Source organism: Nocardioides sp. JS614 (assembly GCF_000015265.1).
GTDB lineage: Bacteria > Actinomycetota > Actinomycetes > Propionibacteriales > Nocardioidaceae > Nocardioides.
The window spans coordinates 1,229,447-1,249,305 of sequence record NC_008699.1 but is presented as its reverse complement, the minus strand read 5'-3'; the positions used below and the strand labels follow the sequence as shown (position 1 = coordinate 1,249,305).

Genomic DNA, 19,859 nt, shown 5'->3' with positions numbered 1-19,859 from the left:
ACAGATGAGCGATCAGGTGACCGGCCCGGCGGCCCCCTCCCCCGGCCTGGCCGTCTCTCCGCTGCTGCGGATGACGGAGGAGACACCGACCCGGCTGTGGAGCGACTCCGTGATGCCCAGGGAGCTCTCAGCCGCGATCGGCTGGGGTGCGGTAGGAGCAACGTGCAACCCCGTTATCGCCCTGGCCGCGCTGCGCGACGATCTGCCCCATTGGCAGCGGCGGATCCGCGAGTACGCCGACGCGCACCCGACAGCATCGGAGTCACGGATCGGTTGGGCCATTGTCGAGGAGCTCTCGATCGAGGCTGCGAGCCTGCTCACCGGCGCGTTCGCCGAGCACGCCGGCCGCAACGGCCGCTTGTCGGTGCAGACCGACCCGCGGCACTATCGCGACGCCGATGCGCTGGTGGCGCAGTCGGTCCAGTTCGACGCTCTCGCGCCCAACATCATCGTCAAGGTCCCCGCCACGGAGGTCGGCATCCGGGCGATGGAGGAGGCCACCTACCGGGGGGTGAGCATCAACGCGACCGTGTCCTTCACCGTGCCGCAGGCGGTTGCCGTCGCAGAGGCCATCGAGCGCGGCCTGGAGCGACGCGAGGCGGAGGGCCTCGACGTCACCGGCATGGGGCCGGTCTGCACGATCATGCTCGGGCGGCTCGACGACTGGCTGAAGGCTCTCGCCGCCCGTGACGGCCACATCGTGGACGCGGAGAGCCTGGAGTGGGCCGGCGTCGCGGTGTTCAAGCGCGCGTACCGCATCTTCCGTGAGCGCGGCTTCCGTACCCGACTTCTCTCCGCGGCGTTCCGCAATCACATGCACTGGAGCGAGCTGGTCGGGGGCGACGTGGTCATCTCGCCGCCGTTCGACTGGCAGGTACGGCTCAACGCCAGTGGCATCGAGCCGCTGCCGCTGATCGACGAGCCGGTCGCCGACGCCATCCTGGACGGCCTGAACCGGGGATTGCCGGAGTTCCGGCGAGCCTACGAGCCGGACGGGATGTCGATCAGCGAGTTCGAGGACTTCGGTGCGACGCGGCGTACGCTCCGGCAGTTCCTCGTCGCATGCGCAGAGCTCGAGAGCGTGGTGCGCGACGTGCTGTTGCCCGATCCCACGACGTAGATCCTCGGGACACCTGGATCCGGTGAGGTCACCGCGCTCAGTCGTGGCCTCGACCGGCACTCATGGTGTCCGTGCGTCCCGAGGTCCCGGCCGCCTGCTGCTCGACGACCTCCGCCAGGTGGTCCGCCAGCCAGTCACGGATCTCATCGAAGTGGCTCTCGATCGCGTGGACGACGCCATCGGTGTCGCGAAGGCGGATCGCGTCGAGGATCGGGGTGTGCAGGCCTGCGGTCCACTGCGGGTCGGAGCCGGGGCCGGCGAGGGTGATGTAGGTACGAGATATCGGCTCCAAGGACCGCCACACGCGGAGCAGCGTGCGGTTGCCCGCCAGCTCCATGATGCGGCCGTGCAGGCTGGCGTCCACCACGGCGAGAGCCCGGCCGTCGGACGCGTCGGCGGCGCTCTGCATCTGTTCACCGATCTCCAGCAGCCCGGCGATGTCCTCATCAGTCAGCCGAGCCATTGCCAGGCGGGCGCCCAGCACCTCGATCGTGCATCGGACGACGTAGGCCTCGAGCAGCTCGGCTGCCTCGAGCCGGCGTACGCGGGCCCCGCGGAACGGGGCGATCTCGACGATCCCCAGTGCCTCGAGACCGCGCAATGCCTCGCGCACGGGGGCCTGGCTGGTGCCGAGCTCCTTGGCCACCGCGGTCTCCACGATCCGCGAGTCCGGGGGGTAGGCGCCGCCCAGGATCGCCTCGAGCAGCCACTCCTTGACCTGATCTGCCAGCACGCTGCGGGTCAGCGGGTCGGAGCTGGACATGGGGCACCCTCCAAGGTCTTCGACGTGACAGAGCGGTCACCGGGGATCCACCCCCATGCTCCCGCAACCCACCCCTTCCTATCGCTCTGTCGGGACGCGCTTGAACGAGGGAGCCTTCGATAATCGATTACATCGTACGAGCCTGGCCCGCCCATCGTCAAGGCGACGGGCTGGCGGTGCGGTCGCACGCGACCTACTTCCCGCCAGGGTCGGTGCCGGCCGTGCGCTCCTCGTCCTCGAAGAGGTCGCGGAAGAGCGCGCTGACGTTGAGCTGGTGCTCGCGTGCATGCCGCGCTGCCAGCGTGGCGTCCCCTCGCTCGAGCGCGTCGAGGATCAGCTTGTGCTCACCGATGATCGACGTGACGTTCGCCTTGGGGAGCGTCAAGGTGATGAAGGTGCGCGCGAACGGCTCCAGCTGGTCGAAGACGTGCTCGATCGCCTGATTGGTGGAGGTCGTCACGATCAGCCGGTGGAACTGGGCATCGGCCTGTGTCAGTGCCACGTGGTCACCGGCGGCGTGGTGGCGTTGCATCTCGGCGTACGTCTCCCGCAGCTGCCCGAGCACGTCCTCGTCCAGGAGCGGTGCCGCCAGGGTGGCTGCCAGTGCGTCGATCTCGGAACGGACGACACTGATGTCGGACAGCTCCTTCCTGGTGGGCAGCCGAACCCGCGCTCCGCGTCGGGAATGGATCGTCACGATGCCGATCGCGGCCAGGTCCCTGAGCGCCTCGCGCACCGGGGACTGGCTCGTGCCGAGCTCCTTGGAGAGCTGCAGCTCGATGATCCGCTCGCCAGGCTTGTAGTAGCCGCTCATGATCCTGTCGAGCAGGAGCTTCTTCACCGAGGTCGAGAGCAGCTCGCCGCGGATTGCCGACTCGACGCCGTGCCCGTTGATCACGGGCGTTCCTCCTCGGACGTCTCACGCACACCCCATGTTCTCACGACTCTCCTCCCGGACCGCTGCTCCGCTCGGCCGACCGGAGCGCGAGTCGGCGGCGCGCCTCGGACGGGGTCGCGATGTCGCGGTAGAGGACCGCCGCCGCCGCCCGGAGACGCTCTACCTGTGCCCGGCTCGACTCGGCGAGCCTGCCGGGGCCGTCCCACAGCGAGTCCTCGAGGCCGACCCGCGCATTGGCACCGAGGGCCAGGGCGATCGTTCCCACCCGGATCTGGGCCGCACCGGCCCCGAGGGTGGACCACTCGAACTGGTCGCCGAAGAGACGAGTGGCGGTCCGCCGCAGGTGCAGCAGGTCCTCCGCATCGGCTCCGATGCCACCGAGCAGCCCGACCACCGTCTGGATGAACAGCGGCGGCTCCACCAGTCCCCGGTCGAGGAAGTGCGCCAGGTTGTACAGGTGCGCGGTGTCGTAGCACTCGAACTCGAAACGGGTCCCCTGGTCTCCGCACGTCCTCAGGATCCGCTCGATGTCTGCGAAGGTGTTCTTGAAGACGAGGTCCTTGTTCCCGAGGTGCCGTCTCTCCCAGTCGTGGTCGAGATCTGGGAACCGATCCAGCATGGGGAACAGGCCCATGTTCATGCTGCCCATGTTCAACGAGGCAAGCTCGGGCGCCAGCGCGATCGCCGGCTCGATCCGTTCCTCGACCGTCATGTGCGGGCTGCCGCCCGTGGTGAGGTTGATGACGACGTCGGACTTGCCCTGGATCTCGGCCAGCAGCTCCCTGAACAGCCCCGTGTCCTGGACGGGGTGCCCGTCGTCGGGGTCACGGACGTGCAGGTGCACGATCGCGGCACCGGCGTCGGCGGCCGCGAGCGCCGCTGCGGCGATCTCATGGGGCGTCACCGGAAGGTACGGGGACATGGAGGGCGTGTGGATCGCCCCGGTGGGGGCGCAGGTGATGATCGCGTCCGGCACGGAACCTCCTTCTCGACGAACTGTCTTCACGACGTCGCGGGCGCGACGTCCTCGATGCCGACCGAGCCGGACCCGACCGACAACTGGTAGCCGGTGACCAGGGCCGGCTCGCCGGGGTCGACGCCGTGCCGCTGTAGCCCCAGGGCCCGCAGGACCGGGGAGTGGGTGACGGCGACGATCGTCCTGCCACGCCAGGCCGGCACGTCTGCAAGGCTCTCGGCGAACGCCAGGATCCTCCGGGCCACGGCTGCCGCGGTGTCGCCCGGGGGCGAGGGGTGAGCGACCCAGAACCCCACCCGCTCCGGGTGTGCCAGCCATTCCTGGAAGAACGGCACCCGGCTCACGTCGTCGGCGGTGAGGGTCGTGGTCTGCTCGGCGAACGCGGCCGCCGTGCTGACCATGGAGACGCGTTCGCCGCCCACGTAGAGGTCCGGGTTGCGCAGCGCGAAGCTGTCGAGGACCGCCGTCCGGCGCGAGCCGCCCGCGCCGAGGCCGTCGACGATTCCCTCCGCCGTCTCGCGGGTCCTGCGGGTGCCGCCGTAGAGGACAGCGCCCACGTCGTAGCCGGCCGACCCGATCCAGGCGCCGGCTCGCCGAGCCTGCTCGTGCCCCTCGTCGGTGATGGGCACGTCACCTCGGTGACCCAGGACATGGGCATGCCGCAGGAGCAGCACGGTGACGGTCTCCGCGCCGACGTCGACCTCGGGGCCGCCGGGCGTGCCGCCGGCCTCCGGCGCGGGTGCGGCCCGGACCTCTCTCACCCGACTGCCGCGGCCGGCTGCTCGCGTGCGGCCCACTGCTTCATGAACAGGTCGAAGATCGCGTCCGCGAACTCCGCGTCGTTGATGTTGCTCTCCATCTCGATGAGCTCGATGCCGGGGTCGAGGGTCCGACGGACGGCGTCGAACAGCGGCGTGACGTCGACGCCGTGCCACTGACTGCCCTCCTTGAAGTAGTTGTCGAGGCCGCCCAGCGGCAGTCCGACCGCCTTGGGACCGGGTGCCTGGTTGACGTGCTCGGCAAGGTACTCGCCGAGCTTGACGAGCTCCTCGGGAGTGGCGAGGAGCGAGGTGATGTTCGGGTTGTGGACCAGCACATTGCGTTCCGGGGTGTTGAACTCGGCGGGGATCGTGTCCACCGCGCCGAAGTTGAAGCACTCCATGGCACCCGGCACGACCACCTGCGGGATGCCCGACCGGATCGCGGCCTCCATGCGCTCGCACCCGGGATCGAAGATGCCGTGGTTCCAGTGGTTGAGCACCTCGGGGAGCGTGTAGTCGATGAGTCCGTCGATGGCGCCCTGGTCGATCAGGTGCTCCATGCCGGCACCCTCGCCGACCGCGTGGAAGGTGACGACCTCGAAGCCCTCGGCCTCCAGCCGGCTTCGAACCCGCATGACACCCGGCGTGGTCACGCCGAACATCGAGACGGCGATCAGCGGCTTGCTGGCTTCGGCCTGCGCCCGGATGCGCGCCCGCCCCATGGCCATGCCCGCGACACCGTTCGCCGCGTTGCCGAGCACCTGCTTGGAGATGCTGTTCAGCCCGGCGATGTCGGTGACGGCGTTGGCCATGTGCAGGTCGGAGTGGCCGACGTAGGGACGGGTGTTGTTGGACGCCATCGTGCTGACGATCAGCTTGGGGAAGCCCAGGCCGAGGTTCTTGAACGCCCCGCTGAGGAGGTCGGTGCCACCCGTCCCACCGAGACCGACAACCGCATCGATGCGGTCCTGGCTCACCAGCTCCTCGAGAACCTGCTGAAGACCCTCGCTCATCTTCGTCACGGCCAGGACCCGACCACCGGCGCCCTCGACCCCGGACTGGAAGTCCTCGAGACGGATGCCGGCCCGCTCGGCAACCTGCACCGCGTCGACATCCGGCGTGAAGCCCGGCTCCCCGAGGACGCCGCAGTCGATGACGTGGACGTCCACCCCGGCAGCGAGCAGACAGTCCTTGACATAGGCGTACTCCGCACCCTTGGTGTCCAAGGTCCCGGCGAGGCACACGACAGCCTTGCGCTCCATCACTCTTCTCCGATCACTTGCGTTTGTGGTTGCCTCACAGACCCGTGGGAAGCATTCCGGTGTGGTGCCCCCGGTGCGGTGGCACGGGCCCTGTCCGTGCGCGGCACGCACGGCGGCGACGTCGTCGATTCGCCTGCTGCGTGGCGCGCGGCTGCTAGGTGTGCTCCTCACCCCCTGGCCGGCCGGTCACATCAGGGTGCAACGCGGTCCAGACCCGCTCAGGTGTCAGCGGCAGGTCACGGATCGGCGTGCCGATCGCGTCGCTGACCGCTGAGCCCAGCGCGCCGGCTGTGCACAGCAACGCGCCCTCGCTGATCCCCTTCGACCCGTACGGCCCAGGTCCGTCATGGTTCTCGATCCCGTGGGTGATCAGCTCGACGGGCACGTCCTTGAACGTGGGGATCCGGTAGTCGAGTGCTCCCAGGTTGCGGATCACTCCGTGGTCGTCGAGGAGCAGCTGCTCCATCTGGCTGTGGCCGAGCCCCATGATCGAGGCGCCTTCGTCCTGGGAGGTGACCTGGATGGGGTTGAGCTCGGTGCCGACGTCGCTGACCGACACGTGCCGATGCAGCAGCAGCTCGCCGGTCTCGAGGTCGACCTCCACCTCGATCGCCGTGCAGTTGAACTCGTAGAAGGCGGCATCACCACCCAGCGGGTGTCCCTTGCGGCCTCGCATCCGAGCGGTTCCCTGTCCGACGAACTCGCCACCGAGAGCACCCAGCGCGATGCGGGACGCCTCGAGCAGGGTGAGCTCGCCATCGGGGGTGATCAGGACGCCCGGGGCCTCGGACAGCAGCTCCTCGTCGATCCCGGTCGACTCGGCGTAGAGCGCCAGCACTCGCTTCCTGATGTCACGGCACGCCTCGAGGACCGCGTTCCCCATGAAGACCGTGGAACGGCTGGCCGAGGTCTGCAGGTCGAAGGGCACGACACCGGTGTCCCCGCTCACCACGCGGATCTTGTCCAACGGGCTGCCGAGCTCGTCAGCGAGGATCTGCTGCCAGAGCGTCCGAGCGCCCTGCCCCATGTCAGAGGTGCCGGCGTAGGCGATGGCGCTGCCGTCCGCGAGGAAGCGCACCAGGCTCTGGGAAAGACCGGAGGTCGCCCCGGGCTTGATGGCGACCGCGATGCCCCGGCCCCGACCGGGCGCGAGCGGCTGACCCCACCCGACCAGCTCGGCCGCTTTCTCCAGCGCCTCGTGCCAGTGCCCGTCCGCCGTGGCCTCGTACGGGCCACGGAAGAACGCCTCACCCATGTTCACGAGGTTCCGTCGGCGGATCTGGAGCCCGTCCAACCCCAGGGCCCGGGCACCGGCATCCAGCTGCGACTCGGTCGCCCACGCGACCTGGGGGGCGCCGAAGCCGCGGAAGGCGGTGCTCGGCGTGGTGTTCGACAAGACAGCGCGCGAGGCCGTGCGGACGCGGGGGATCCGATACGGACCTGCGCCGACGTAGCTGCCCTTCGTCATGACCCGCGGAGCGACGTCGGCGTAGGCCCCGATGAGGAAGTCACACTCCAGCTCGTGGAAGATCAGCGCCCCGTCGCCGGCGAAGCCCGTGCGTGCCTGCACGCGGCACGCCGCACGGCGCATCATCTGGAAGGTCTGCTCGAGCGAGAGCACAAGCCGGCAGGTTCGACCGGTCCGCAGCGCCAGGAAGGCCAGCAGCGGCTCGAGCCTGGGGGTCTGCTTGCCTCCGAAACCACCTCCCGGGTCGGGGGCGAAGACCCGGACCTGGGACAGCGGAAGACCGGTGACCGTGGCAATGGTGCGTTGCAGCAGATAGGGGTGCTGCACCGGGGAGTAGATGTCGAGGCCGCCCGCGCCCGTGGGCACCGCGACGGTGCCACCCGGCTCGATCGGGAAGTGGGTCACCATGGGGAACGTGTAGGTGTTCTCCACGATGACCGCCGCCTCGCCGGCGGCAGCCACCGTGTCGCCCCACTCGTACAACGCGGTCTCCAGGACGTTGGAGTCGCGGTTCTCGTCCTCCACCGGGCGCAGGGAGGGGTCCCTCACGAGCGGGGCCCCGGCCGCCAACGCCCCGTCCACGGTGTAGACACCCGTCTTCTCCTCGAAGGTCACCTCGACCTCCCGCGCGCCGGCCTCGGCCTGGTCGAGGGTCTCCGCGACCACGGCCGCGACCGGCTCGCCGTGGAAGAGGACCTCCCCGTCCGCGAGCACCGGACGATCCTGATGGGAGATGCCGAAGCGAGGTACCGGCTGCGGCAGGTCGGCCGCGCTGACCACCGCGATCACACCGGGCATCTCCATGGCCCGCTTGCCGTCGACGCCGGTGACGCTCGCGCATGCCACCGGCAGGGTGACCAGTGCCACTGCGGCTGCGTCGGGGAAGTGGAGGTCCGCCAGGAACTCCTGCTGGCCGGCGACCCGGGCCGCACCGCCGTAGCGTCGGATCGGCTCCCCCACCGTCCGCAGTGCCTCCCGTTCGGAGCCCTGCTGCTCGATCATCGGGTCGCCCGCTTCCGCGAGGTCAGTTCGACTGCGGCGACGATGCGCTGGTAGCCCGCACAGCGACACAGGTTGCCCGACATCCCTTCCCGAATCTCCTCCACGGACGGATCCGGGTTGGCGCGCAGCAGGTGCTCCGCCGCCATGACCTGGCCCGGGATGCAGAAGCCGCACTGCACGGCACCGGTCTGGAGGAAGGACTCCTGCAGATCGCACAGGCCGCTCGGCTCCCCTGCGCCGAGGCCCTCGACCGTGAGGATGTCGCAGCCCTCTGCTTCGGCCGCGAGCATCAGGCAGCTGTTCACGGTGACGCCGTCGACGATCACCGTGCACGCGCCGCACTCCCCCTCGGCGCAGCAGGTCTTGGTACCCGTGAGACCCAGCTCGTAGCGGAGCGTGTCCATCAGCGTGCGATGGGGTGGCACCGAGAACCCGGCGGACCGCCCGTTGACGGTGCACGTGACAGCGACGAGGTCGGCTCCGACGTCGTCGGCGGACGGGTCGGCGGTAGGGATCATGAGCTTCTCCCTGTCTGTCGGTCGGGGTCGGTGCGGCGCCCGGCGGCCCGGAGGACGGTACGTCTGGCGAGCACGCGAGCCATGGCGGTCCGATACGGCTTCCCGGCCCGGACGTCGCCGATCGGCGTCGCCGGCGCCAGCAGGGCGTCGATGGCTTGCTCCAGCTGCTCCTGAGACGTCAGGTCGATCGGTGCGACCGGTCCGCCCAGGAGGGTGGTCGGACCGAGGGCTCCGAGCCCGACCGTCATGGCACCGTCCGCGTCCACGACGGCACTGACGCTGCAGGTCGCCAGGTCCACGCCGCGACGGCGGGTCATCCGCTCGAATGCGGAGGAGCTGCCGGGTGCGGGCCGGGGCACCCGCAGCGAGGTCACCATCTCGCCCGGCTCGCACCGGGTCCGGCGAGGGGCGACGAAAAACTCGCGGAGCGGGCTCGTCCGCTCGCCGGAGACCGAGCTGATCGTGACCGAGGCGTTCAACGAGACGAGCGGCGGTGACGTGTCCGCTGCGGGAGATCCGTTGGCGGAGTTCGCGATCAGGCTGGCACGATTCCTGATCGCCACCGATCCCACCAGCGCGGCAGCCTCCACCAGAGCGGGGAACCACTCGCGGACCGTGGGGTCGGCGATCACGTTGCTCATCGTGGCCGTGGGACCGAAGGTGATCCCCTGCTCGTCCACGGTGATCGGCGGCACCAGGTCCCGCACCCTCTTGATGTCGACCACGAGCGTGGGCTGCGCCCTCCGATGGCGCACCGCGACCAGGAGGTCCGTTCCACCTACCAGGATGCGGGAGGCGTGCGGCTGGCCGGCTAGAGCGGCCACCGCCTGTGCGGTGGTCGCTGGACGGTAGTAGCGCACCAACCCTCCTCTCAGCTCGCGTGACCGTGGGTCTAGGGGTTGACGATGATCTTGATCGCACCGCTGGCACGGTCGTTGAACGTGGCCAGCGCCTTGTCGTACTCCGAGAGCGGGAAGTGGTGGGTGATGAGCTCCTCGGCCCGCATCCTCCCGTTGGCGATGAAGGGCAGGACGCGGCGCATCTCACCGGCAGAGGCGCGTGAGCCGACCAGCTCCAGCTCATCGAGCACGAGGGGCTGGCACTTCAGGCTGACGTCCTCGGTCGGGATGCCGACCATCGCGCAGCGACCGCCGCGGCGCAGCATCGCCATCCCCCAGATCAGGGTCTCGGGGACGCCCGCACATTCCAGGACCACGTCGGCGCCGAGGCCACTCGTCAGTCCACGCACCTCGGCGACCGGGTCGCCTGTGCGCGTGTCGACGGTCTCGAACCCCAGCGCAGCAGCCCGCTCCAGACGGTGGCCGCGCCCCACCACGATCACCCGCGCGGCCCCATCGATCAGTGCGGCGTCAGCCGCGAGGAGGCCGATCGCGCCGGCACCGGTCACCGCAACGGTGTCCCCCGGCTTGATGTTGCCGCGACGTGCTACGTGCAGGGCGATGCTGGCCGGGTCAGCCAGGGCACCGACATCGAAGCTCACCTCATCGGGCAGCCGGAAGATCGACTTGACGTTGTGGACGGCATAGGTGGCGTTGACCCCCTGCGCGTTGTGTCCGTACTGAGCATGGAGCGCCGGCCTGCCGTAGTTCTCACACAGGTTGTACTGGCCTTCGACGCACTTCTGGCAGGCGCCGCAAGCACTGTGGCTCGTGCCCGCGACCCGGTCGCCGACCCGCCAGCCGAAGGTGTCCGCACCCTCACCGAGGGCCACGACGTCACCCGCCCATTCGTGGCCGGGGGTGAAGGGGAACTGCGGCGGCCAGAACCCGGGGTAGTCACCGTTGATGAGGTGGGCGTCGGTGCCGCAGATCGAGACGGATCGGACTCGCGCCAAGACCTCGTTGCGACCGGGCTCGGGCACAGGCACCTCGGCGATCTCGAGCACATTGGGCTCGCGCACCACCAGGGCCTGCATGATCTGCGTCATCATCGCTCCTGCGAGGGTTCAGACCTTTATCGATAATCGAGGGTAAGGGTGCTCGGAGTGTGAGTCAAGCCACTAGATCTCGCCGTCATGCCGAGGCGCACAGGTTCCCACCGGGACGCATCTCACCTACTATCGATAATCGACTGAGTCCCGCATGGAGGAGCCGACCGTTGTCCAGCACACCGTTCCCGGAGGCCCCGGAGGGCCTGCGCCACGTCGGCCCCGCAGGCCACCAGAGCCCCGCCGACGTCTTGGCGGCACTCCGGCTGCCCGAGCAGGGGCGGGTGTTCTCGCTGGCGCTGCCGCGGTACACCGGGATGCCGCTCTTCGGGTCGCACCCGCCGTTCCAGGTGACGATGTACCGCACGCCCGCCGGGCTGCGCGGTGACGGCGTCGAGCCGTGGGGGCCCCACAACGAGGTCAACCTGCAGTACATGGCCGAGAACGTCAGCGGGACCGCGCACAGCGGTGCGCACGTGGACGCGCTGGCCCACATGACGATCGGCGAGGACGACCACTGGTACGGCGGCGGCAACGCCCAGGAACATCTCGGCGACCGCGGACCCACGGTCGGAGACGGCAGCAGGTTGCCGCCGTTCATCCGCCGCGGGGTGCTGTTGGACGTGCCGGGATACCTCGGGGTCGACGCACTCCCGTCGCACCAGCCCGTCGACGCCGCTCAGCTCCAGGCGGTGGCCAGGCACCAGGGCGTCACCGTCCGCCGAGGCGACGTCGTTTTGGTCCGGACCGGCTACCTGAGCGCGTGGCCGGACACCGACCGGATGGCGAGGCACACCACCGCCGGGCCCGACCTGTCGGCAGCCCGCTGGTTGCTGGAACAGGGTGTGGTCGCCACCGGCAGCGACACGGAGACCTACGAGGTCCAGCCGGCACCCGACCCCGGCTCGCCGGCCAACCCCCAGCCCGTGCACACCCTGCTGTTGATCGAGCACGGCATCTACCTCTTCGAGGGGATCTACCTCGAGGAGCTGGCTGCCGAGCACGTCCACGAGTTCCTCTTCGTCGCCCTGCCCCTGAAGATCAAGGGCACCACCGGTTCGATGCTGGACCCGGTGGCCATCATCTGAAGGACAGGCACATCGTGAGGCTCCGTCTCGAACATCACCTGCCGCGTGTCCACCCGGAGGCCTGGGTCGCGCCCACAGCCGTCCTTGCCGGAGCGGTCACGGTGGAGCGTGGCGCCAGCGTGTGGTTCGGCAGCGTGATCCGCGCTGACGGCGACACGATCTCCCTCGGGGAGCGGAGCAACATCCAAGACGGGGCGATCGTGCACGCAGACCCCGGATTCCCGGTGGCGGTCGCCCCGGACGTCTCGGTCGGGCATGGCGCGGTCCTGCACGGATGCTTGGTCGAGGCCGGTTCCCTGGTCGGGATGCGGGCGGTGATCCTGAACGGTGCCAGGATCGGTCCGATGTGCCTGGTCGCCGCCGGGTCCGTGGTGCTCGAGGGGACGGAGTTCGAAGCTCGCAGCCTCGTCGCAGGAGTCCCCGCCAGGCGCCGGCGAGAGCTGACCGCCCAGGAGGTCCACGACCTGGCGCAGAATGCCACCGACTACCTGACCCTGGCGGCTCGCTACCGGGACGCAGGTCCGCCGTGAGCCGAGTCCGGCGAGTCATCGTGGCTCCAGACAAGTTCAAGGGCTCGTTGCGCGCCGCCGAGGTGGCGGATCTCATCGCCGGCGCACTCGCGCAGCGTCCAGGGTTCGAGGTCGTCAGGCACCCGGTCGCCGACGGCGGCGAAGGCACGGTCGAGCTCGCTCTCGGCCTCGGGTTCGACCCGGTCGCGGTCGAGGTCACCGGCCCGCTCGGGCGACCCGTCCCGACGACGTTCGCCATGCGCGACGGGACGGCCATCATCGAGATGGCGTCCGCCGCCGGCCTGGCCGTGCTGCCGGTGGCACCTGACCCGCGAACCGCCTGGAGCGCCACGACGTACGGCGTAGGTGAGCTCATCCTCGCGGCCGTGTCCCGCGGGGCCACCCACGTCGTGGTCGGGGCCGGGGGCAGCGCGACGACGGACGGGGGTGCCGGCGCGGTCGCGGCGCTCGGCATCGAGGTGGCAGCACTCGGTCACCACCCTCACCGGGGCGGACCGCCCCGGATTCGGCCCGACGGGCAACTCGGCGAGGTCGACCTGGTGGTCGCGTGCGACGTCGACAATCCGTTGACCGGAGCCGAAGGGGCGGCCCGCGTGTATGCGCCACAGAAGGGTGCGGATCCGCCCTGCGTCGCGGCCCTGGAGGCTCGGATGACAGCGTGGGCCGATGCCGTTGCCAAGGCGACAGGCCGAGATCTCCGCCACCTGCCGGGGGCGGGCGCTGCCGGTGGTCTCGGCTTCGGGCTCGTCGCTCTCGCCGGAGCCCGCCTCGCCTCGGGCACGGAGCTGCTCCTCGAGCTCACCGGCTTCGACGTCGTCGCTGCGTCGGCTGACTTGGTCATCGTCGGGGAGGGCTCGTTGGACCGGCAGAGCCTGCGCGGCAAGGGGCCGGTGGGTGTGGCGCGGGCATCGGCCGCCCGCGGAGCAGCCGTGATCGCGGTGACCGGGCGCAACGAGCTGTCGGAGCTCGAGGAGGGCGAGGCCGGCCTGAGCAGGGTGTACTCCCTCAGCGACCTGGAGAGCGACCCGGCAGTCTGCATGCGCGAGGCCCGGCGGCTCCTCCGGGCGGTTGCAGCCCGCATCGCCGAGGACTGGGGCTGACGAACCGCGCCGGACGGTCGCCGGGCGTCGGTTTCCCCGGTGAACCGGGGAAACCGGAACTGTTGGGCCGAAACTTCGGGCCAGAAGTTCCAACATCCCCGGTGAACCGGGGAAACCGCCCCCGGTCAGCGGGCGGTCGGTCAGGGGGCGCCCGGGAGGCCGGTGGCACCGCACGTGGGGCGGTACGCCGGGTCGGCGGGCCCGGGCCGGGTGAGCGCGTTCAGCACCCAGGCGATCGCGGTCCGGCTCATCGGGATGAACACGTGCTCGGCGGTGTCGGCCGGGCAGGAGTCCTGGATGGTGACGTTGGTCGTGCGCGGGCCGGCGGCCAGGAACGCCGAGGTGTAGGGGACGACCACCTCGTCGTGCCTGGTGCTGATCTGGGTGTAGCTGACCCGGCCGGGCGTCTCGTCGCCGGCATTGAGCCGGGTCAGGAAGTCCGAGCCGGCGGCCTGCTGGTTGCAGGCAGGGCACAGGCCACCGGTGAGCGGGTTCGAGGGGTCGGCGACGATCGTGGTGCCGTGGTTGGACGGCGAGAGGCCGACGAGGTCGTCGACGACCGACGCGCCGCCGAGGAACTTGATGTAGTAGCGCGGCATCATCCCGCCCTGGGAGTGGCCGACCATCGAGACCCGGTCGGCGCCGGTCGCGTCGAGGACCTTCGCAGTGAACGCGCTGAGCTGCTTGGCCGAGGTCGGGATGTCACCCGTGCCGCGGTTGCCGTAGTCGAAGGAGTACACGCAGAAGCCGTCGGCCACCATCGCCGCGGACAGGTCGTCGAGCAGGCTCTTCTTGTCGCCGAAGGTGCCGTGCACGATGATCACCGGCTGCGGCCGCTGGGTCGCCGGCTCGCACGACCAGTCATTGGCTCCGGTCGGGTCACCGAACGGGTTGGTCGGGAGCGGTACGCCGTCCGCGCCGGCGGGCGCCGACACCCCGAGGGCCGCGACGAGCGAGACGAGCAGGGCACCGAGCAGCAGTCGCATGTCTGGCCAAACGACCAGCGGCGGCCCCGGTCACGGCCGACCTGGCAGCCAGAACCGGCGGGCGTGTCGCCTCAGTCACCTCGCTGCTTGGGCTTCTTGCAGATCACCGTGTCGGAGGGCGTGTAGGCGGTGTGGAACTTCTCGGTGTGGTCGACGGCGTCCTCGCCGTGGCGGCGGAAGGTGCGCGTGACGTCCACGTCGAAGCCGGCGTACCCGGTGTTCGGGTAGCAGTCCGGGGTGGTCAGGGTGCGGGTCGCCGGCTGGCGGTAGTTGTAGCGGTCCGAGGTGGTGGTAGAGATGTCCCAGTACTTCGTGGAGTACATCGACACGGTCACCACGCCCTGGGACGACGACGTCGCCGGCGTGACGTGCGCGTGCACGAGCACGCCGTACGGCGTGTCGTTCTCGAACCGCAGGTCGACCGCGCCCCAGGCCACCGTCGCCTCGCGGCCCACGGGGTAGCGGTCGATGTAGAACGAGTGCGGCTTGTGCTCGATGTCCTTCAGGCCAGCGAAGAACATCGCGTTGAAGGTCGTGGTCGCCATCTGCGAGACGCCGCCGCCGAGGTCCTCCTTGAAGATGCCGTCGCTGATGATGAAGCCCTCGGTGAAGCCGTTCTCGCGGGTGCGCTCGCCGACGATGCCGTTGAGCGAGAACTCGTCGCCGGGCTTCAGGACGGTGCCGTCGATCAGCTCGGCGGCGCGTCCGATGTTGATGTTGCGGTACTCCGCGTAGGGGTAGTACGTCGTGAACGTGGAGACCTGCTCGCGGATCTTCAGCGCCCGGGCATCCTTGGTGGTGAAGTCCGGCTCGGCGACCGTCGAGGGGACCTTCATCTCGCGGTCGCCCTCGCGGGCGACCAGCTCGAGGAAGGCGTCGCTGACGTCGGAGGGCTTGTAAGTGACGCCGGGCTTGGCGGGGATCACCTTGGGCTTGCCGTCCACCAGGGCGACGGTCGCGTCAACCGGCGCACCGTCCTGGCTGATCCCGCGGTCGACCAGCTTGACGAGCTTCTTCTCCCGCAGGTCCGGCACCAGCTCGCCGTCCTCGGCGCCCATCCCGAGGACCTTGCCGAAGTCGGCCGGGTCGAGCCGCACCGGCGAGTCGCCGAAGACCAGCGTCACCGGGCCGGACATCGCCGGGTTGGCGAACGCCTCCAGCGCCTCCTGGAGGTCGGCGGCGTCCACCTCGGGGTCGGCCGGGCGCAGCTCGAGCTCGACGTCGGTGGCGTCCTCGGCGATGTACGCCGTGGTGATCGCGAGTCGGGCCGCCTCGGGGTGGATCTCCTCGCCGGTGGCCGGGTCGGTGACGACGACCTTGCCGTCGCGGAACTTCACGTCGCCCTCGACCGGCGGGGTGCCGAGGTCCTCCCCGAGCTTGTCGAGCGCGGCGTCGAAGGCCGCGTCGTCCACGTCGAGGACCGGGTCGAGGTCGTCGCCGCCGGTCCAGTAGTCCCACAGCCGCCCGGGGCTCCAGCTGCGGCCGCCGCCGGCCTCGGCCACCGATGCGGCGTAGTCGACGGTGAGGCCCGCCTCGCCCGGGTCGAGGGTGCTCCGCGCCCCCTCGGCGGCCACCGTGATCGGCCGGTCCACCCGGTCGGCGAGCCCGGTGCGGAGCACCTCCTCGGCGTCGGCCGGGGTCCGGCCGCCGATGTCGACACCGGCCACCGTGGTGCCCCGCGGCACCTTGTCGCCGGCGGCGAGATACAGCGCGCCGTACGCCGCTCCTGCCAGCAGGACGAGCCCGGCGAGCATCAGCAGGACGACCTTGCCGCCCTCCTTCTCCCGGGCGGGCACGGTCGGCTGCTGATTCACGCGCGCCATCCTAGGAGGCGCCCGTCGCCTAGACTGTGAGCATGTCCACTGACCGCATCACGGTCGACCCGGCCAGGATGGCCGGCGCACCCACGATCCGTGACACTCGGGTCACGGTGACGGCCGTGCTCGGGCAGCTTGCAGCGGGAAGCCCGGTCGAGCAGGTGCTCGCCGACTATCCGTATCTGGAACGAGAAGACGTCTTGGCTGCGCTGGCCTTCGCCACGGAGTCGATCCAACGCGACTTCCCGTTCGTTGCCGCATGAAGCTGCTCGTCGACGCCAATCTCTCCCCCCGTCGTCGCTGAGCTTCTCCGCGCCGTGGTCTTCGACGCGACACACGTCGAAGACCACGGTCTCGCACTTCAACCGACGAGTCGATCGCATCGTTCGCGACTGGTCAGCGCTCAGCGATCGTCTCGGCCGACAGCGACTTCGCCACGATCCTCGCCTTGACAGGACGGGGCAGACCATCACTCGTCCTGTTTCGGTCAGCGGACGCGCTCACCCCTCGTGAGCAGGCCGCGCTTCTCGCTGCCAACCTGCCGACCGTCGAGGATGAGCTACGGGTCGGCGCCGTGGTCTCGATCTCGCTCAACCATCTGCGCGTCCGTCGCCTGCCTCTTCGGTCTTAGGCCTCTCCTCCGCGGCACCCGCGCGGCCGGGGCAGCGTCGCGATGCCGACGACGATCAGGACCAGGGCGGCACCGAGGACGGTGTAGCCCGGGAGATCCTGGCTGATCACGTAGTCGCCCTCCGGCCGAGGGAACGTCAGCCAGCCGACCAGCAGGTCCCAGCCGACGACGAACGCCAGCCGCGACCACCACCCGGCGGGCAGGGCCGCGACCACCGCGCCGGTGGCTACGAGGCCGAGCGCCAGGCCCCAGCCGATCGGGTGCAGGGCGACCACGGCGACGCCGGTCACCGCGCCGGCGACGAGCAGGCCGAGCGCCGCCAGCCACCTCATCGCGACACCCGACAGACCCGTCCGATCAGCGCCGGACTCAGAGCCCGGCGAACAGGTCGGTCTCGAGACCGTCCTGGTTCAGCTCGCCGCGCTCGCCCTTGGCGAGGCGGAAGAACTCCAGCCCCCAGGCGACGTTGCCCACGTTGTTGGACAGCGCGAAGAAGGGCCCGTCGGTGGTGATCTGGGTGGCGTGCGCGCGCATCGCTGCCAGCTTCGCCTCGACGTGCTCCTGGGCGTCGACCACCGCGGACAGGTCCTCGTCGGCGGTGACGAACGGCGGCAGCGGGCCGTCGGGGTCCATGCCCTCGAACGCCGTGGTGTCGCCGGCCTCGCGCAGCGCCCGCAGGGCCGCGCGCATCCGGCTCTCCGACATCGCGCCCCAGTAGATCTTCGCGATGTCCCAAGCGGCGCCGAGGTCCTTGCGGTACGACGGGACCGCGGCCAGAGCGGCGGCGTACGTCGCGACCCGGTGCGCCTGGATGTGGTCGGGATGGCCGTAGCCGCCGAACTGGTCGTAGGTGACCAGGACCTGGGGCCGCACCTCGCGGATCACCGCGACCAGGTGGTCGGCGGCCTCGGTGAGGTCGGCGTGCCAGAACGCGTTCTGATGGATGTCGTCGGCCGGGACGGCATGCCCGTCCTCGTGCCACTTCATCCCGCTGTCGCGGTAGGTGCCGAAGCCGCCGAGGTAGCGGTGGTCGGTGACCCCCAGCTCGGCCATCGCCGCGTCGAGCTCGCCGCGCCGGTGCTCGCCGAGCCGGTCCTCCTGGTCGGCGGCCAGGTGGGTGAGCTCGGGGACGAGGATCTCCCCCATCTCGCCGCCGGTGCAGGTCACGAGCGTGACGCCGCGGCCCTCGGCGGCGTACTTCGCCATCGTGGCGCCCTGGCCGATCGACTCGTCGTCGGGGTGGGCGTGCACGAGGAGGAGCCGCTGGTCGAACGTCATGGGGTGATCCTAGGGAGGTCCGGTGGTCGAGCCTGTCGAGACCACAACCGCTCAGGGGCGCCCGATCTTCCGCAAGTGGTCAGGGACCGAGCAGCGCGACAGGTACGACGGCGATGCCGTCGGCGCGACGATAGGCATGCGTCCCGGTGTTGACGAGGACCGCGTCTCGCAGGTCGTTCCCGAGCCTGCTCGCCAGCCACCTGAGGTGAGTCAGGTCCGTGTCCGCGACCGTCGCGGAGAGCTTCACCTCGAGTGCGACGACGCCTCCGTCGCTCCCCGTGACGATGAAGTCGACCTCGTGTTCGCCCCGGTGGGTGCGCAGATGGCGGACCTCTGCTTCGGCCGCCTGCGCATACACGCGGAGATTGAGCGCGACCAGGCCCTCGAGCAGCGCGCCGAGGAGGGTCCCGTGCCGTGGCACCTGGGGGCCGACGGACTCGCCCGCGAGGAGCTTCTCGGCGGTGACATTGAGCAGGCGTGCGGCGAGGGCAGGGTCGGCGAGCTGATGCTTGTCCGCGGAGGCCAGCTCCTTGAACAGGTTGGTCGTCGGCAGCCACGCCGGCACGGGGTCGAGCAGCCAGAGCCGGGCGAGGATGTCGCGCCAGGGAACAGTCGTGCTCTTCGCGGGCTTGTTGCCGACGCCCGGCATCGCAGCGTCGCGGATCACCTCGAAGCTCGCGGTCGTGGACGTCGCAGCGGCGTACGCGCGCATCCAGGCCCGCAGCGTGTCTGGGTGCCTCAGGGTCAATCCCTGCTCGGGGAACTCACGGTCGACGACGCGCTGGAGGTATCCGTCGAGCTGGGCGCGCAGCGCTCGCGCCGGCAGCCCGCGCAGTCCGGGGAACCCTCCGGCGAGGATCTCGTCCACGTAGTCGCGCAGGGTGATGTCCGTGGCGCCGCTGATCGCTCCTCGCCGACCCGAGAGGAGGCTGCCGAGGCTCACGGAGGCGGGGATGCCGCGTTCCACGAGGGACAGCGGGCGCATGCGAACCGGAACGATTCGAGCTGCACCGGTGTGCGTCGGAGCGCCACTGGGCGAGGCCGAGCCGGTGAGCAGGAACCGGGCGGGCGCAGGGTCTCGGTCCACGGCACGGCGCACCAGGTCCCAACTCGGCGGATAGTGCTGCCACTCGTCGATCAGGATGGGCTGAGGGCCGGCCACCAGCCGATCCGGGTCGGCCTGGACGACCTGCAGCTCGGACGGCACGTCCAGCCGGTAGGTCGTGGTAGCACGGACCTCGGCTGTCGCGGTCTTGCCGACCCCCTTCGGGCCCTCGATGCTGATCGCCGCAAGGCCGGCGAGCAGGTCGTCGAGCTCGTCGTCGACGATGCGGCGCACGTAGCCGGGCATGGGACGGATGGTCCTGGCCATGCCCGCAACACTACTGTTTCGGGAAGCCCTACGCTCCCATTTCGGGACTCTAGACGCTCCCGGTTCGTCCTGACCGCTTGATCCTCCGCGGCCCGCTCGGCAGGTCGAGCGGCGGCGGGGCGGGTGGTGCCGGGGCGTCGTCGTCCAGCCAGCCGTCGTACTGCTCGACGAGGAGCTCGAGCTCGACCGCGGGCGCGTCGGTCAGCACCGCCCAGGGGTGGTCCTCGTCGTCGTCCTCGCCCGCAAGCCGGTCCCGCTCGGCGTGCGCGTCGTACCCGAGCGCGATCAGGCGGGCGACCACGGCTCGGGCGTCGTCCTCGTCGAAGAAGATCCCGCGCACC

At 70.3% G+C, this 19,859-nt stretch carries 20 protein-coding genes and 1 pseudogene; 6 read left to right on the top strand and 15 right to left on the bottom strand.

Annotated elements, in window-relative coordinates; genetic code table 11:
* The first annotated feature begins 4 nt into the window (after positions 1 to 4).
* Positions 5 to 1,120 (top strand): transaldolase family protein, encoded by a 1,116-nt coding sequence (locus NOCA_RS07360; RefSeq protein ID WP_011754637.1) that lies wholly within the window; start codon positions 5 to 7, stop codon positions 1,118 to 1,120.
* A gap of 37 nt (positions 1,121 to 1,157) precedes the next feature.
* Here the strand turns inward: NOCA_RS07360 and NOCA_RS07355 are convergent, their stop codons facing one another.
* From NOCA_RS07355 to NOCA_RS07315, 9 genes are all read right to left on the bottom strand, one after another.
* Entirely contained in the window at positions 1,158 to 1,883 is a 726-nt protein-coding gene (locus tag NOCA_RS07355) for a GntR family transcriptional regulator (protein ID WP_011754636.1), read from the bottom strand.
* Positions 1,884 to 2,076: 193 nt separating this feature from the next.
* Positions 2,077 to 2,781 (bottom strand): GntR family transcriptional regulator, encoded by a 705-nt coding sequence (locus NOCA_RS07350; protein ID WP_011754635.1) that lies wholly within the window; start codon positions 2,779 to 2,781, stop codon positions 2,077 to 2,079.
* A gap of 40 nt (positions 2,782 to 2,821) precedes the next feature.
* Positions 2,822 to 3,757 carry a 3-keto-5-aminohexanoate cleavage protein gene (locus NOCA_RS07345; protein WP_011754634.1) on the bottom strand — a complete coding sequence of 312 codons (936 nt, stop codon included), beginning with the start codon at positions 3,755 to 3,757 and terminating at the stop codon, positions 2,822 to 2,824.
* Positions 3,758 to 3,783: 26 nt separating this feature from the next.
* Positions 3,784 to 4,518: a histidine phosphatase family protein gene (locus NOCA_RS28200; protein WP_158305642.1), complete on the bottom strand. Its 735-nt coding sequence runs from the start codon at positions 4,516 to 4,518 to the stop codon at positions 3,784 to 3,786.
* Entirely contained in the window at positions 4,515 to 5,780 is a 1,266-nt protein-coding gene (locus tag NOCA_RS07335) for a Tm-1-like ATP-binding domain-containing protein (protein WP_011754633.1), read from the bottom strand. The genes NOCA_RS28200 and NOCA_RS07335 overlap by 4 nt, the downstream gene beginning before the upstream one ends.
* Positions 5,781 to 5,934: 154 nt before the next feature.
* Positions 5,935 to 8,250 carry a xanthine dehydrogenase family protein molybdopterin-binding subunit gene (locus tag NOCA_RS07330; protein WP_011754632.1) on the bottom strand — a complete coding sequence of 772 codons (2,316 nt, stop codon included), beginning with the start codon at positions 8,248 to 8,250 and terminating at the stop codon, positions 5,935 to 5,937.
* Positions 8,247 to 8,768 (bottom strand): (2Fe-2S)-binding protein, encoded by a 522-nt coding sequence (locus NOCA_RS07325; RefSeq protein WP_011754631.1) that lies wholly within the window; start codon positions 8,766 to 8,768, stop codon positions 8,247 to 8,249. The genes NOCA_RS07330 and NOCA_RS07325 overlap by 4 nt, the downstream gene beginning before the upstream one ends.
* Entirely contained in the window at positions 8,765 to 9,628 is an 864-nt protein-coding gene (locus NOCA_RS07320; protein WP_011754630.1) for an FAD binding domain-containing protein, read from the bottom strand. The genes NOCA_RS07325 and NOCA_RS07320 overlap by 4 nt, the downstream gene beginning before the upstream one ends.
* A 32-nt stretch (positions 9,629 to 9,660) precedes the next feature.
* Positions 9,661 to 10,716 (bottom strand): zinc-dependent alcohol dehydrogenase, encoded by a 1,056-nt coding sequence (locus tag NOCA_RS07315; RefSeq protein ID WP_011754629.1) that lies wholly within the window; start codon positions 10,714 to 10,716, stop codon positions 9,661 to 9,663.
* Between the two features lie 170 nt (positions 10,717 to 10,886).
* Here NOCA_RS07315 and NOCA_RS07310 point away from each other — a divergent pair, with 170 nt between their 5' ends.
* From NOCA_RS07310 to NOCA_RS07300, 3 genes are read left to right on the top strand one after another with little or no spacing between them, the layout of a single operon-like run.
* Positions 10,887 to 11,804: a cyclase family protein gene (locus tag NOCA_RS07310; RefSeq protein ID WP_140403897.1), complete on the top strand. Its 918-nt coding sequence runs from the start codon at positions 10,887 to 10,889 to the stop codon at positions 11,802 to 11,804.
* A 14-nt stretch (positions 11,805 to 11,818) separates the two neighbouring features.
* Positions 11,819 to 12,334 carry a gamma carbonic anhydrase family protein gene (locus NOCA_RS27930; RefSeq protein WP_011754627.1) on the top strand — a complete coding sequence of 172 codons (516 nt, stop codon included), beginning with the start codon at positions 11,819 to 11,821 and terminating at the stop codon, positions 12,332 to 12,334.
* Positions 12,335 to 12,354: 20 nt separating this feature from the next.
* Positions 12,355 to 13,434 carry a glycerate kinase family protein gene (locus NOCA_RS07300; RefSeq protein WP_011754626.1) on the top strand — a complete coding sequence of 360 codons (1,080 nt, stop codon included), beginning with the start codon at positions 12,355 to 12,357 and terminating at the stop codon, positions 13,432 to 13,434.
* Positions 13,435 to 13,574: 140 nt separating this feature from the next.
* Here NOCA_RS07300 and NOCA_RS07295 read toward each other — a convergent pair whose 3' ends face one another.
* Positions 13,575 to 14,420: an esterase/lipase family protein gene (locus NOCA_RS07295; protein ID WP_011754625.1), complete on the bottom strand. Its 846-nt coding sequence runs from the start codon at positions 14,418 to 14,420 to the stop codon at positions 13,575 to 13,577.
* Between the two features lie 71 nt (positions 14,421 to 14,491).
* Complete coding sequence (locus tag NOCA_RS07290) at positions 14,492 to 16,234, bottom strand: VanW family protein (RefSeq protein WP_011754624.1); 1,743 nt, start codon at positions 16,232 to 16,234, stop codon at positions 14,492 to 14,494.
* Positions 16,235 to 16,275: 41 nt separating this feature from the next.
* Here NOCA_RS07290 and NOCA_RS07285 point away from each other — a divergent pair, with 41 nt between their 5' ends.
* Positions 16,276 to 16,500 carry a DUF433 domain-containing protein gene (locus tag NOCA_RS07285; RefSeq protein ID WP_011754623.1) on the top strand — a complete coding sequence of 75 codons (225 nt, stop codon included), beginning with the start codon at positions 16,276 to 16,278 and terminating at the stop codon, positions 16,498 to 16,500.
* A gap of 104 nt (positions 16,501 to 16,604) precedes the next feature.
* A pseudogene (locus NOCA_RS28630) lies at positions 16,605 to 16,868 on the top strand (DUF5615 family PIN-like protein); the annotation flags it as partial.
* Here the strand turns inward: NOCA_RS28630 and NOCA_RS07280 are convergent.
* The 4 genes from NOCA_RS07280 to NOCA_RS28195 all read right to left on the bottom strand — a co-directional run bounded on the left by NOCA_RS07280 (position 16,865) and on the right by NOCA_RS28195 (position 19,858).
* Positions 16,865 to 17,200, bottom strand: a complete 336-nt coding sequence (locus NOCA_RS07280) for a hypothetical protein (protein WP_011754622.1) — start codon at positions 17,198 to 17,200, stop codon at positions 16,865 to 16,867. The pseudogene NOCA_RS28630 and the gene NOCA_RS07280 sit on opposite strands and share 4 nt — an antisense overlap.
* A gap of 37 nt (positions 17,201 to 17,237) precedes the next feature.
* Positions 17,238 to 18,146 carry an N-acetyl-1-D-myo-inositol-2-amino-2-deoxy-alpha-D-glucopyranoside deacetylase gene (gene mshB / locus NOCA_RS07275; protein WP_011754621.1) on the bottom strand — a complete coding sequence of 303 codons (909 nt, stop codon included), beginning with the start codon at positions 18,144 to 18,146 and terminating at the stop codon, positions 17,238 to 17,240.
* 79 nt (positions 18,147 to 18,225) lie between these two features.
* A complete protein-coding gene (locus NOCA_RS07270) occupies positions 18,226 to 19,518 on the bottom strand; it encodes an ATP-binding protein (protein WP_238383433.1) in 1,293 nt (430 codons plus the stop codon).
* Positions 19,519 to 19,567: 49 nt separating this feature from the next.
* Entirely contained in the window at positions 19,568 to 19,858 is a 291-nt protein-coding gene (locus tag NOCA_RS28195; protein WP_011754619.1) for a hypothetical protein, read from the bottom strand.
* Position 19,859: the final 1 nt, after the last annotated feature.